The sequence below is a fragment of the Pseudomonas sp. W15Feb9B genome (assembly GCF_000828175.1).
GTDB lineage: Bacteria > Pseudomonadota > Gammaproteobacteria > Pseudomonadales > Pseudomonadaceae > Aquipseudomonas > Aquipseudomonas parakoreensis.
The window spans coordinates 1-12,218 of the sequence record NZ_JTKF01000063.1; the positions used below are offsets into that span (position 1 = coordinate 1).

The 12,218-nt window shown below is 52.9% G+C and carries 11 protein-coding genes; 5 read left to right on the forward strand and 6 right to left on the reverse strand.

Annotation, left to right across the window (positions count from 1 at the left end; translation table 11 throughout):
* The first annotated feature begins 638 nt into the window (after nt 1-638).
* The 5 genes from OC71_RS25440 (at nt 639) to OC71_RS25460 (ending at nt 6,731) form a co-directional block, all read left to right on the forward strand.
* Nucleotides 639-854, forward strand: a complete 216-nt coding sequence (locus OC71_RS25440; RefSeq protein ID WP_041074560.1) for a hypothetical protein — start codon at nt 639-641, stop codon at nt 852-854.
* 259 nt (nt 855-1,113) lie between these two features.
* Nucleotides 1,114-2,913, forward strand: a complete 1,800-nt coding sequence (locus OC71_RS27305) for an NACHT domain-containing NTPase (RefSeq protein WP_084234303.1) — start codon at nt 1,114-1,116, stop codon at nt 2,911-2,913.
* A 192-nt stretch (nt 2,914-3,105) separates the two neighbouring features.
* Nucleotides 3,106-3,618 carry a hypothetical protein gene (locus tag OC71_RS25450; protein WP_041074564.1) on the forward strand — a complete coding sequence of 171 codons (513 nt, stop codon included), beginning with the start codon at nt 3,106-3,108 and terminating at the stop codon, nt 3,616-3,618.
* Between the two features lie 800 nt (nt 3,619-4,418).
* Entirely contained in the window at nt 4,419-4,610 is a 192-nt protein-coding gene (locus tag OC71_RS25455; protein WP_052510622.1) for a hypothetical protein, read from the forward strand.
* A 387-nt stretch (nt 4,611-4,997) separates the two neighbouring features.
* Complete coding sequence (locus OC71_RS25460) at nt 4,998-6,731, forward strand: hypothetical protein (protein WP_041074567.1); 1,734 nt, start codon at nt 4,998-5,000, stop codon at nt 6,729-6,731.
* On the opposite strand, the gene OC71_RS25465 is transcribed toward OC71_RS25460, so the two are convergent.
* From OC71_RS25465 to OC71_RS25490, 6 genes are read right to left on the reverse strand one after another with little or no spacing between them, the layout of a single operon-like run.
* Nucleotides 6,711-7,682, reverse strand: coding sequence for a hypothetical protein (locus tag OC71_RS25465; RefSeq protein WP_041074569.1), 972 nt, complete (start codon nt 7,680-7,682; stop codon nt 6,711-6,713). The genes OC71_RS25460 and OC71_RS25465 overlap by 21 nt on opposite strands.
* Nucleotides 7,655-8,359 carry a hypothetical protein gene (locus tag OC71_RS25470; RefSeq protein ID WP_041074571.1) on the reverse strand — a complete coding sequence of 235 codons (705 nt, stop codon included), beginning with the start codon at nt 8,357-8,359 and terminating at the stop codon, nt 7,655-7,657. The genes OC71_RS25465 and OC71_RS25470 overlap by 28 nt, the downstream gene beginning before the upstream one ends.
* Entirely contained in the window at nt 8,356-8,904 is a 549-nt protein-coding gene (locus OC71_RS25475; RefSeq protein ID WP_041074573.1) for a hypothetical protein, read from the reverse strand. Before OC71_RS25475 ends, OC71_RS25470 begins: the two co-directional genes overlap by 4 nt.
* Nucleotides 8,901-9,824 (reverse strand): hypothetical protein, encoded by a 924-nt coding sequence (locus OC71_RS25480; protein ID WP_041074633.1) that lies wholly within the window; start codon nt 9,822-9,824, stop codon nt 8,901-8,903. The genes OC71_RS25475 and OC71_RS25480 overlap by 4 nt, the downstream gene beginning before the upstream one ends.
* A complete protein-coding gene (locus OC71_RS25485) occupies nt 9,821-10,528 on the reverse strand; it encodes a hypothetical protein (protein WP_041074575.1) in 708 nt (235 codons plus the stop codon). The genes OC71_RS25480 and OC71_RS25485 overlap by 4 nt, the downstream gene beginning before the upstream one ends.
* Before the next feature lie 8 nt (nt 10,529-10,536).
* Nucleotides 10,537-12,216 carry a phage tail protein gene (locus tag OC71_RS25490; protein WP_041074577.1) on the reverse strand — a complete coding sequence of 560 codons (1,680 nt, stop codon included), beginning with the start codon at nt 12,214-12,216 and terminating at the stop codon, nt 10,537-10,539.
* Nucleotides 12,217-12,218: the final 2 nt, after the last annotated feature.

Genomic DNA, 12,218 nt, shown 5'->3' on the forward strand with positions numbered 1-12,218 from the left:
ATGATGGATCGGACTGACTTCTTCTTTACCTCCCGCAAATAAAGGCCCAAACGCCTGACCTCTAACCTGCGTACCAGTTGCGTACCAGTTCTGTTTTCCTCCTTTTTCCTCCCATCCCTTCTGTCGACGGCTTTAGCAAATTTTAAGCATCGGTTTTCGGCTCCAATCCCGGCACTGTTTATCGTTGGTTCAGGCGAGTTTTGTGAGAGTTAAACCGCGTGCGTGGAAGGCAGGCCGATCTCCGCGCTTATGCCTTACCCCGTTTTCAGGTTGACCCCTGGGAAAAAGGTAATTTTGGTAATTTTCTTTTTTATATCCAGATAAACGCAATTAATTCAGTAGGTTAGGCAAACTCTTGAAAGGTAATAATAGGGTAAGAAAAAGGTTAGAAAATTACCTTTAGCCGTAGTAATTTTGCCAACCAATAAAACCTTTTAAAATCAGCCACTTAAGAAAATATTACCTCCCGCCTTACCAAATATTACCTTCTAAGGTAATTGGTTGAAGCCACGATCTATAAGGGCTGCAGCCCATTTCTCGCATCGGCTTACCAAAATTACCTTTCTCCCAGCCTCGAACTGAAATCAGGCTCTGAGACGCCCTGCTATGCTTCCAGCTTTACGAACGGAGTCGAATGCATGGCCAGCGAATATTCCCTTACCGTTGTCCTCGAAAAAATGTACGAAAATCAGCTGGGCCTCGAAGCAGCGTTGATGGAATTGGTGTTGTTAGTCGAGCAGCAGGGCTACGAGCCCGTAGGAGAGAATGCGCGCGTGGCGCTTCAGCGAATTGGGGAAAATGCGGGGTTTATCCATCAGGGCTTGGCACGATTGAGAAATTCGGAAAAGGACTAGCTTGTGGCCCGCATTTTCAATGGCTCCGATAAGCTGTCATCAGGTCCTGTCGGCCCAACTCTCGACTGGAGCGGAACGGAATGAATCAGCAGCAATGGTACGACAACCACCGCTCCATCAATTCGCGCATTTCAACACCACAAGCAAAATTCCGAACCAATTTCTGACAACCGAAACCGCTCAACCATCTCTGACAGTCGCTTTTTTTAATCGACGACTGTTACCCTTGCATTTTGGAGTCAAAAAATAAGGAACGTTTATGGTTGCCACCTCTCTGACGTCAGTAGCTTTAACAGCACTTATAAGACCGATAGTCTCTGATCTATATAACGGCGCAAAGGGAAAAGTTCAGGAAGGCCTGTCGAAATGGTCTACTGATGAAGGTATAAAAAATATCGCACTCACCTTAGCAGAACTTGACAAGGTGAAAACAATTTGGTCGGGCGAGGACGAAACACCACTGAAAAATTTTTATTACCCATCAAGAATACAGCACTTAACAAAAAAACTTAAAATCAACTCTATTCAAGACCTCCCGAATGGAAATTTGGTGATCGAGGGAATTGTTGGACAGGGCAAGTCCATATTCATGCGATACCTCGCAGCCTCTGCACTAGCGAGTCCTTCACCTACAACAATTCCAGTATTTATCGAATTACGCTCTATCACTCCCAAACGCTCACTCATGGATTCGATATCGATTTACTTTGACTCCATCAGTATAAATTTCACTCCAGCGACTTTAGAGTACCTAGCGTCCTCTGAAAAAATCGTACTAATCCTAGATGGATTTGACGAAATACCCGATGAGTGCATTTCAGACGTACTGTTAGAGCTTGGAGTAATTCAAAGAAAATACCCAACATTAAAAATAATTGTATCTAGCCGACCGAGAAGCCACATCCAAAATTCCTCGGGATTCAAAGTGGTAAAACTAGTACCATTAGTAAAAAGTGACTACGACCCATTTGTTGCGAAACTTATCACATCCCCAGCAAAAAGATTTGATGTGGTAACAGCGCTTAAAGACTGCGCGGAGAGCATCAAAGGTTTGGTTAACACGCCACTAATGCTCACTTTAGTGGTTATGATCTATCAGACTGAAAAAGAAATCCCCTCCTCCCTTTCTGACTTTTTTGACAAGCTGTTTGGAGTAGTCTTCACCAGACACGATAAGCTGAAAGCAGGTTTCAATAGGCAACACTATAGCGGTTTATCAGAGAGTCGTTTGAAACGGTTTTTCGAAGCATTTTGCTTTATGGCAGTTCAAAATAAGGCTGGCCGCTCTATGAGCAACGGCAATTTCAACAAAGCCTTTGACGCCGCAAAAAAGTTTACAAAAGAACATACATGCGAGAATGAAAATTTTCGCAAGGACATTATCAAAGTCGCCTGTCTAATGCTGGAGGAAGGAATTGACACAGTTACTTACCTTCACAAAAGCATCTTGGATTATCACGCAGCTGCATTTATCCGCGACTTATCTGAAGCACAATCTGCAAAAATCTATGCGTCGATCATAAAGAATTACCGTCAATGGGAACATGTACTCCAGTTCCTTAAAACCATCGACCGTCTGCGGTACTCTAAGTATTATATTCTTGGTTACCTACCAGCCGAGCTGAATAAAATCAGCAATCTAATCGATAACAACGACAGCAACGAACTTATTAGATTCCTAGACAAAATAATGCCGAGCGCCGCTTTAGATGTGAAAGGCTTCCGGATTGAAAGTTTCACTAGACCTAGCGCTGCAACTTGCGAACTCTACGTAGAGATCGCAGACGCATTCCCACTAGCGATTTTTAATCAGTGCGCCCACATGACTTCTCACAAAATCTCTAAAGCCGCCCAACTGGATGGTTATGATACACCTGAAAAAAATGAAAAGCTTAGTTTAAGCATTCGATCCATACTCAATGGATTTGGTGATGAATATATTTGGAGCATGCTTAAGACAATTCAAAGCTCGACCATTCAAGTCTTGGAGAAAGCAGCTACAGACATCAACAACGAAATACAAGAAGAAGATCTTCTTGATGAAATAATGGCGGGATAAATTATCCGACTACTTTATATTCTCCAAAAGCATAAGTTCATTTCGATTATATTATAATGGGAAGCTTGACCAAGCTTCCCAAGCTGATAACAAGGGTTCGATTCCCTTCACCCGCTTCAATCATTTCAAGGGTTTCAGCTTAGCTGAGATCCCGCGCCCCCACTCCGGGGGCCGTTTTGAGGGCCGTTTCCAATGTCCGCTACTCCCACCGATGAGAATTTTGAAGGTCCGCAGTTCCTAAAAACCCATGGGGACCTTTTCAGCAAGCATTTCTCCACAGAACTGGATGAGCAAGCCGCAGTCTTGAAAGCTCACTTGTTGATTGAGGGGGTAATCCGGGACTTCTGCTACAAGTCAGTGCGAAATCCCGATCACCTTCGCGGTTTGCGACTCACTTTTCAGCAAATAGTCGGATTGGCCAGGTCTTTTATGCCCATGAATTCGGGAACCGAGCATTTTTGGGGGATGGTGAATCAGCTGAACAAGCTGAGAAATTTGATGGCTCACGAATTAGAGCCGGATCAAACCAAATCCGATAAATGCCGAGACGCCCTAATCACCGCATCAGGTCGTTCATCGTTGAATGGCAGCCTCGCCTACCTTTGCGGAGTCATGCATGCACTGATTTATGTGTCACTTGAGATTCAAGCTCGCGAGCTTTTATCTGAGGACGAGCGTGAACGCTTGACCGGCCCGCTGCGCTGACATTTCTAAAATAAGTTTGGGTCAAAAGAAACTGTAATATTTGTAATCTCAGCTACGAAAATCAGCTGGAGACCCTGTCGATTGAGGCCTCCAGGTCTACTGGGGAAAGGCGATATTTAGCGATACGAAGGCGATAGTATTACCTTCTTATAAGGCAGGAATCGGTCGAATTGAGGCGAACCAGATCGTTGATCGTATTCAACTCTGTGAAATCCACCAAAAACACCACAGTCCCCGTCTATCGTAGCTTGCAGAGAATCCAGCCTTTCCCATTCACAGCCAATACCTCCCAAACAATGAATCTGCACGATTTTGAAAACTCACAGAAACCCGCGTCTTAAAAATTTTCGCCCAATGAAACCGGGCACTTGGCCGCCACCCCTCCGTGACCGCGCAGCATGTCGACATGCAACCGCGCTGCACTTACCTTCAAAGCTTTGCACTCAGTGAAATGGCCTATCGCCTGCCAAGCCCCACAGCCGGCATGGGCTGGAGGATCGTTGTCACTACTCCAGGGCTTGCATTAAAAACGGACGCAGAGCCCGTCGGCGGGAGGGGGATAAGTGATTTATCAGCAGATTTTTTCTTGAAGCCGCAAATTTTCCCGCCAGCGATCCCGACCGGATGATTGGCGGTCACGCGATCGAGATATTGACCACCAGTCGCGTGGCGATGCACTGACATATGCCCGCCGGATATACTGTCTGTATATACAGTATTTTTTGAGACTCAGGTGCGGAATGAACCAAACTTCTGAGAGTGATATCCCTAGCGGTGGTGCTGCATTGGTCAGGTGGCGAATGCTCCTGCAAGACAGAGAAGCCTTATTGGCGAAACCGGGCGCACATCACAAGGCGCTCCTGTCTGAGGCCCACGACTTGCACCGTGCGCGGGTCATCGACTCGGTGGATTTATGCGACTTCCTGGAGCTGGCCGACGCCGCCCTAGCCTTCGCAATGGAAACTCTGCACGACATCAAGAACGAAGGTTAGAGGGCGCCTGTATGCACTTGCTGGTCACTCCGATGCGGTTACTTGGCGTACCGCTCACTGCACAGGAAAGGCGTCGGTATCCCGCGATCCAGGGCAATGTGATGATCAACTCGACGATGAGTACGGAATTAGGGCGAGCGTCGAATCTTGCTCGCTGTGAGGTGGGAATGCCGCTTGATCCCGATCCGCTTCCGCCGCTGCTGGATGCGACCTTGGCAGGGATGTCAGTCACAGGATTCGTTATCAGTGGAATAGAGATGATCGACGGGTGTGCCTATGCCCAGTCGTGGTGGTGTAGACAGGGGTGAAGCAAATGGTTCATATAGTCTGGCGGGGGTCAACATGTGCTGAGTGAAATACGAAAACGCCAACAGAAAAGGACATCGTATGCTGCAAGCAAGTACTGGCAAGCTGTTTACAAATCCGACTGGGCACACGAACCTCTTGCGAGGCGTGCTTTATACGAACATGGATGTCTATGGTGAAGAAAGTATTGAAACTGCTTTCGGAAAAATATACGCAACCTCTATGCGTCGACGACCAAACGTCATGTCTTGTGAAATCGTTGAGCATATTGAATATCACGGAACTGGGCCAGGTATACTTGTATCGAACTCAATCGATGTATATCTAGGTGATTTTTCCGACGTAATATCTTTTGCAATGAATGTCATTTGCACTCCCGATGTAGAGCTTGCTAATAGACTCTTAAATGAAACCCCGCGACCTGGTCTTACCTCTCCTAAAAAAATAGTGAGAAGAATATATGACAGCAATATTCATGTCGCGAGGGAGGAATTTCGCGATCTTGAGAAATTCAGCTCTGAACTGTTAGGACTTCCCAGGCAAAAATATTTAAAAGTCATAAAGGCAATTCGAACCTATGTTACCGCCATCCATCGCTTGAGTGAAAATTTAGATTTGGCATATACCCTGCTCGTCATGGCGATTGAGGCACTGGTAAAAGACGTCGGAGAGTACACATCTACATGGGAGGATGTTGAGGAGCGAAAAAGACAAAGGCTGGAAAAAGCTATTGAGGGACTTGATAAGGATGTTCGTGCAGAAATACAAGCCGCAATTGTCGAAAGCGAGCATTTATCTCTTACAAAGAAATTTAAACATTTCATTCTGAGCAATCTGCCGCCTGACTACTTCGGTGCAAATGCTGCACTGCAAGAAAGCCCTATAGGTAAGGCTGATTTAATAGACGCGTTAGCAAATTTATACAACACCCGTTCAAAGTACGTACACGAACTTAAAGCGCTTCCCAAAGAATTCCATCATATAGCAGGCGCGGGTGCAGGAGAGATTGCCCTCATTGACGACAAGCTGCTGTTGACGATGCAGGGATTAACCAGATTGGTACGGTCTGTAATAAAAGAATATGTAAACAAGCAAGAGAAAATCGATCGTGAACCGTGCGATTACGATATTGAGAACCCGAATCTTGCCAGAATGAGAATGTGCCCATCGACCTGGATCAGCCGAGTTGATGGTCTTGGAAAGGATTCATTCAGCTTCTATTTTATAAATTATGTTGAGTTGCTTGACGGTTATTTGGGAAGCTACCCCAACGGCAAATTGTATGACGTGAGAGAGGTCATTGAAATAGGCTTCTCCATGAAAAGTAAACTTAGCATTGATCAACGCACATCACTAGTCGCACTGGCATCCTTATTTTTCTGCTTCGTGCCCGAGCAATTCAGACCAAATATAAAAATATCAAAACAGGACCATAAAATAAGTGATGCGCCTTCCATTCAAATCTTGATATTGAAAACGATAACTGGCACGGATACGGACTGGTCGTGTTCTCAGCATGAAGAAATTTTCAAAAAATATTACTCGACTCGTTTCAAGCCCAGTGGTTTCAGAGTAACAAAAAAATTGGAAGCTGGACTGGGATTGGCGTTCGCAGAAAAACTTCGAAAATCCGGAGAGCACGAGAGGGCTTTGGCACAACTTCGTTCTACAGCAGATAACGTCCCAAGCATGAAGATCATAAGGGAGCTATCAGACAACTACGACCCTGTCAGTGACATAAATTGGCTGAGCATAATTTATCCAAACTTAGTTAGGACTGCGCCTATATCAACCCTAGAGTGTAATGGCCTTTAAGGTTGCTCCGAATTTATTCGCTTGCGACGCCTGTTCCGTGAATGCTGCTGCGTTCGAAGGAACGGGACTTGGCCCATGCGTATGGGCCGCAAGCTGTGAGTTCATTAACTGCAATAGATCAAGCGTGTCACATACAATTTGGAACAGATTCACCGCATCTGAGCCGATCCAATTTTTCGGCGCATGCATCCGCTGACTTTCTCCGGCAACAACTCGACGCAAGCCTTCGATCCGCTCGTGCATGTCACCGCCCACTGTGGCGTTGAGCGTCTGCCCTACGACCAGGTTTAGATCCCGGCCGGTAGCCTGGTGCAGATCGTCCACCGCCGCCAGGCTCGCGGATCCACCCGACAACAACTTAAGCGCGCCCAGTGCCTCGATCTTTTTCACACCACCCACCGTCTCGGTCGAATGGTCATCGACCGCCCGCGTATGGCTCTGGAACTGCTCGCGGTTGTCCAGGGCTTCAACCTCGCGTTCGATGGCCTGATCCCGGATCTTTCCGTCTGTTTGGCGTAGCCAGTTGCCGTCGGCATCGACGCGCTGTTGGGCAGCGCCGCTGTGCTGCCACACCTGGTCGCCTCTCGGCACCTTGGGCATGCTCAGGCCATGCGGCAAGATCGATTGAATGTAGGGCTTGTTCGGCAGGCCGTAGGCGAAACACACCACCACCCGCGTGCCTTCCTCCGGAAAGGCGTAAATGCCCATTTCCTCGCCACCGGTGGGCAGTGGCAGGGGGACGCCGGACAGCGGCGGGATGGCCGGATCTGGCTCGTCGTCCGGGCCGAGAACAACAATGTCCACGGCGTAGCGCGGACGGAAGTCGTCGCACAGTCCAGCGTCCGCCGGCGCATCGGCCACGGCGATGACCTGGGCGAATCGCGGCAGGTGATAGCCACCGGTGAGTTCGGGAAATTGGCGCTCTACAGCGCGGCGGATTGCGTCTTCCATCGTATGGCCATCTGGTCATTGGCGAGCGCCACACTGGTGACACGCTCGCCGGTGTTGATCGTTGCACCTGGTCGTAACCCAGGAAGGGCCGCCACCATTGCGCTCTGGTTACCCTGGTAGCCGTCGAACAGCTCCGTGGGGATCTGCAGCGCCGCCCGGGCGCCAAAAAAGCCGTCGGCCCAGCTGCCGGCGAACACTTCGCCGTTGCTCAGCTGGTGCCAGGTGAAATCCGGAATACTGAACACCCGGGCCAGGCTGTCCATCGCCTGGTATCCGGCGGCAAGGCTGTAAAAGTACGGCGCCTTCACGCCGGCGTAAGGACGATCAGGAACGCGAAAGCGCAGCCCCGTCTGCTCGCTGATGGCAGCCAGCACGGCGCGCAGATCAACGTGACGCAGGTTCAGCGGCAACGGGTTGGCCAGCACGGCAGCCAGCTCACGGCAGAACAGCACCTGCTCTTTGGAATTGGCGGCGGTGCAACGCTCGACGTAGCCGATGAAGTGGCGCTGCAGCGTGCGGTCGTTGTAGCCGATGTCCAGCGTTACCAACCCTTTCAGCGGCTCGGCAGACTGAACGGTGAAATTCGCCCGCCCTGGACTGGTGGCGTCCAGCCGAACGTCTTCCTTGACCAGGGGAACAGGCGCGCCATTGATGGCCAGAACCTTGTGCAGCTTCACTTCTGCTCACTCCCGCCCAGCCACTTATCCACACGTCCCAGCACCTTTTCAAAGCCGCTCAGTTCCGGGTTGTCGCCCGAACCGGAACTGCTACCACCTTCGCCGACCGTGCTGCCCGGGGCGCCCTGGGCGTCGACCTTATTGCCGGCACGCCGCCCCTCGACCTTTTCCGGGTTCGATTCGCGCTCGCTCAGCGTGAACTGCACCAGCCAGGCTTTCAGGCTGTCGGCCTCGCGGGCACTGACGCCTTCGGAGAATTCGACCTGACGCACGCCGAACGCTTCGGCGGTGTCGTTCACGACGCGATACAGATGCAACTCCCCGCCGCTCGCCGTGGCTTCGGCCATGCGCATCAGGTCAGTCAACTGCACCCGATCAACAAAGGGGATCATCAGCGACACGGCCAGCGTCTTGGGCTTGAACCCCTTGTGGGCTTTGTCGGTGTTGCTGGTCTGCCCCGACATGTCGCCGCTTTCGATGCGCAGATTGCCGGTGACCTTGAGGTTCTTCCCTTGGACTTTTTGCCCGTCGAGCAACAGCGTCATAGGCCCACCAGCTCCCGTACAAAACTCAGCCCTTCCTTGGTGCCCACCAGCAGCAGGCCGGCACATTGCACCCACTCATGCCCGGGGGCATCGCCGCTCAGCAGCTCCTGACGTAGCTTGGTGGCATTACCTGGGCCGATCAGGCGCGCCCGTATGCTGACATCGGCGTTGCCCCCGCCCAGCAGGTCTTTCAGGTCTGCCAATTGTTGATCCCGCCCCTGTTGCTGGGCGGCTTTTCGAGCGGCCAGCGCAGCCAGATCGCCCAGCGGCGAACTGTCGGCGGCGTAGCCTTCCAGCACGGCCAATTGGCCGGCCATCGATTGCTTGGCAGCCTTGACCACCGTGCAGCGCTCCAGGGGCAGCCCTTGCCAGCGCGGCAACGGGCCGGCGCCGGGGATCTCCCACTTGTCGCTCTCAAGTTTCAGCAGGTGCTGGGCGCGCTGCTCGGTTCGCACCAAGTCGCCGATCGGCAGCAACGCATTGAAGCGCGACAGACCGCTGGCCAACTGTTCCAGGCGCGTCCCCAGGAACAGAATCGACAGTGCATATTGCGGCCCGATCGGACGGCCCGAGTCGGTGGCGTCCTCCAGTTTATTGGCCAGGTGTTCCAGTACGTTCGGCGCCGACAGGAAACGCTGGTAGCCCTTGCCCTGGCCGATGCCGCTCTGAAACGGCGTCACCACCAGGCACGACGGCACCTGGCCCAACTGTTCGGCCAGCGCGGCCCGTCCTGTCTCAATGGCGTTTTTCGCCGCATCACCGACCGGCCCCGGGTTGGTGCTGGCCAAACCTTCCAGGCCCGCCAGCCGCTGGGCGGTACTGGCCAGCTCGCCCGTGGCCAGATCTTTGGCGGCAGTCAGGCCGCCCATCCATTGCGTGGCCTGTTCCGGCCAGCGCATCGTCACCGGTGACCAAGTCATGCTGGCGGCGTCCATTTGATGGCGTCCATCGCTTTGCTGTCTTGTTCGTTGAACGCCTTGGCCAGCGCTTGGCGCAGGTTTTCGGCGTGCAATTGCGCCGCCTGCTTGAAACGGAAAAGGTCTTGGCCAACATCGCGCAATTGTTCGGCGGTGTGGGTTCTGAAAGCCTTGTGCTGCTCCATGTCAGTACACGCGATATCGGCGGCCAGGCCCGAGAGGATGGAACCGGTCAAATTGATTTGATCGACCAGTTCACTGTCGTAATGAAATGGCCAGCCCAGCGCCTGGGAAACGAACCCGGATTCGGTGTACTTGGTGCACGCCTGGTTGATTTCCTGCTTTTTCTGCTCATTTAGCGAAGCCAGAATCGCAGCGGTGTCGTCAACCCAGTGGTCGTTTTTCCAGACTTGAAGCGGCTTTGGCTGCTTGAGCGTGTAGCCGCTGGGCATCGGCGCGAAGCCGTCGAGCGTCAGCGACTCACCGGTCTTGATGTTGTACGCGGTTACGCCCTGGAAAAAATCCAGCAGTTGCCACTTTCCATCAATCCAGCACGCAGCCTTGTGTTCAGGTTCTTCCGGAGGCGGGATTTCGACGCAGCCTGCGGGAATCAGAAAGACGTCGGGTTCTAGCTGGCAAGCCTCCGCCTCAGTCGTGCCGACGTAGCGTCCGAAGGAATTGGTTTGATAGACGATTTTTCGGTTCATACAGGCGCTCAGTATTTGATGCAGACGAGAAATGCCACGTTGTCCGGACGGGACTCATTGCCCCCGTCTGCGGCAACCGTGACACCGTGAACGTGGTGGCCGTCGGCGTAGATGTTCAGGCCGTGGGTGTGTACACCGTCACCATTGATGCCGACGGCGTGGGTGTGTGCAGCGTGGGCGCTTCCGAACTCTCGCCAGAAGGCTCCGCCGGAGCTGGAACCCATCACCGATCCGGCAAGGTTGCCGCCGACGTTGATGCCTTGGTTGCCCATCAGAATTTGGGTATTTCCTTCACCAGCGCCTGCCGTCCAGGCCGAGTGACCATGCCAGCCGGCGGCGTCGATATGCCCGCCGTGACCGTGGGCACCTGCTCCGGCAGTTGACGCGGCGTGAGCGTGCGCGCGGTTTTGGTTGGCCTGTTCACTGCCCAGCGCCCGGCCAGCATCGACGGTGCCGCCGTCGCTCCAAGCTCGAATGAACTTGCCGCGCATATCGCGCACGTTGAAGGTGTTCACGCCGTCGCCGGCGCCGTAGCGGGTGCCGATCACGGCGAACAGCTTTGCGTAAGTGGTTCGCGAAATGGCGGCGCCGTTGCACTTCAACCATCCCGGCGGCGCACTGGTCATATCGAACGCGGCGACCATCCCGGTCATCGAGTCGCCGACTTGTTGCTGCAGCTTGTTCAGCGCGGCGGTTGAAGCAATGATCTGGCTGCTGTTGGTTCCCGGATCGTCGCTGATTGCGTTGGGGACATTGCTCAGCCCAACGTCTTCTTTCTTGGTGCCTCGGGCACGCAAGCGCGGGTAGTCCCCGTTCCTGGCTGCAAGGTAGGTAATCAGCGAAGCGTCGATTGGCTCGGCCACGCGCATATCCAGTGCAATGGAAGCGTTGGGAATCTCAGCGAGGGGAACGCTGTAGTGGCCAACGCCGGCGCTGTCGGTGTAATCGGTGCGATCGGCTCCGAACACGATGGTGTAGCTGGCCACAACGTCGTTGAGTTCACGTTTCAGGGCGACGTCAAGCCAGGCCACTGTGGGGTAGCTCGGCGGCTCGATCTTCAACGGGGTTGACCGCACGACACGAATCCCCGCGATATAGGCGCCGCCTGGGTTCATCTGGAACGAATCGTTAACCCAATCAATTTTGAAGCCGGCGCCAAAGAAGCACGCTCGGCCATAGACATCACCATTGATCTGCCGCTGACGTTCATCGATGCCCGCCAGGCGCACAGTGAAGTCATGCTGCCAGGTGCTGGCATCGATCTTTACGCCGGTCAGCGCCTGGGCACCGTCGAACGCCACCAGAAAGTTACGGGTGACGTTGTTGCCGATCTGCAGTGGCGGGATGTTCCTGCGCTTCTGCTGCAGCGGCACGTAGGACACGGCGAACAGCAAACCGTCCGCATCCTCGAGGCCGACCCAGTTGAAGTCCCAATCGCCGACGTCCGACCCCAGCTGCGCGCTGTAGACGATCTGGTTGGGGTTCACAAAACCGCTGTTTCCCTCGGGAATCTCGTAGGTGTGCACGATCTGGCCCGCCGGCGGCTTGCCGGCAGCACGATCCACCGGCGCTTCGGTAGCCAGCCCGGGCACGTTGGCGAAAATGAATTTCGTGATAACCAGGGACTTTTTCTGGCTTTGTTTCAGGGCGATTTGGCCTTCGCCGGCCAACGTAATACTGGCGCTCACTT

Bases quoted from the DNA above. Each gene is read 5' to 3' on its own strand.
- OC71_RS25440 (WP_041074560.1), top strand. From the start codon at position 639: ATGGCCAGCGAATATTCCCTTACCGTTGTCCTCGAAAAAATGTACGAA.
- OC71_RS27305 (WP_084234303.1), top strand. From the start codon at position 1,114: ATGGTTGCCACCTCTCTGACGTCAGTAGCTTTAACAGCACTTATAAGA.
- OC71_RS25450 (WP_041074564.1), top strand. From the start codon at position 3,106: ATGTCCGCTACTCCCACCGATGAGAATTTTGAAGGTCCGCAGTTCCTA.
- OC71_RS25455 (WP_052510622.1), top strand. From the start codon at position 4,419: ATGCTCCTGCAAGACAGAGAAGCCTTATTGGCGAAACCGGGCGCACAT.
- OC71_RS25460 (WP_041074567.1), top strand. From the start codon at position 4,998: ATGCTGCAAGCAAGTACTGGCAAGCTGTTTACAAATCCGACTGGGCAC.
- OC71_RS25465 (WP_041074569.1), bottom strand. From the start codon at position 7,682: ATGGAAGACGCAATCCGCCGCGCTGTAGAGCGCCAATTTCCCGAACTC.
- OC71_RS25475 (WP_041074573.1), bottom strand. From the start codon at position 8,904: ATGACGCTGTTGCTCGACGGGCAAAAAGTCCAAGGGAAGAACCTCAAG.
- OC71_RS25480 (WP_041074633.1), bottom strand. From the start codon at position 9,824: ATGACTTGGTCACCGGTGACGATGCGCTGGCCGGAACAGGCCACGCAA.
- OC71_RS25485 (WP_041074575.1), bottom strand. From the start codon at position 10,528: ATGAACCGAAAAATCGTCTATCAAACCAATTCCTTCGGACGCTACGTC.